Here is a 947-nt window from a genome sequence, read left to right on the forward strand (position 1 = left end):
TGCGTTCTTCGGTACTGATTTGTTGTAACGCTTGCTCCCATTTAGCTGTCATTTCTGGACTAGTTAGCAAGGGTTCGAGTTCGACTGCTTTACATAAAGTGATTCCGGCTTCACTGACGTGCAACTTATTCTTTTCAGTAACTAAGTAGCCGCGTTTCTTTAACACTTCCAGCACATTGGCCCGGGTCGCACTTGTCCCAATGCCTTGCACATCTTTGAGAATCGCCTGGGCTACTTCATCATCAAGCGTTTTGCCAGCGGTCTTCATGGCCGTAATCAGGGTACCTTCGGTAAAGGGTACCNGAGAATCGCCTGGGCTACTTCATCATCAAGCGTTTTGCCAGCGGTCTTCATGGCCGTAATCAGGGTACCTTCGGTAAAGGGTACCGGAGGTGTTGTTTCTTTTTGCGGCGTTTGCAGATTCGCTTGAACTTGGTCGCCTTGGTGAACGAGCGGTAAAGTTGCTGCTGCTTGCTGGTCGGCTGTGTGATCATCAAATAATGCTTGCCAACCTTGCTTCGTTGGGACCTTACCCGTTGCTTTAAAACTGGCATCGCCGACTTGAGTAACAATGGTGGTTTCCTCGTACTCGTACGGATCAGCAAACATCGCTAACGTCGTTCTTAAAACCAAATCATAGACCTGTTGCTGTAATTTAGGCAAGCTGGCCAGTTTCTCTTTCGTCGGCACGACTTTAGTCATAATAATGGCGTAGTGTTCTTCAACCTTTTTCCCATTAACATAGCGCTTATTCGGGGTGGTATTGGTTAAAGCGACTCGCTTAGAGACTAACCCCAGATACTTCGTCAGATTAGCCACTAAATACTCAAATTCTTCATTAGTGATATAAGCACAATCAGTTCGGGGATAACTCAACAACTTGGCTTCATATAAACTTTGAATAGCCGCTAAGGTTTGGCTGGCACTGGCATGATACCGTTTATTCA

General features: G+C 46.3%; 1 pseudogene. It reads right to left on the reverse strand.

The annotated features are described in order from the left end of the window. Nucleotides 1-947 (reverse strand): annotated as a pseudogene (locus OXT66_RS09590) (DNA topoisomerase); the annotation flags it as partial.

Origin of the sequence: Lentilactobacillus senioris, from assembly GCF_026798195.1 — a bacterium.
Classification (GTDB): Bacteria; Bacillota; Bacilli; order Lactobacillales; family Lactobacillaceae; genus Lentilactobacillus; species Lentilactobacillus senioris_A.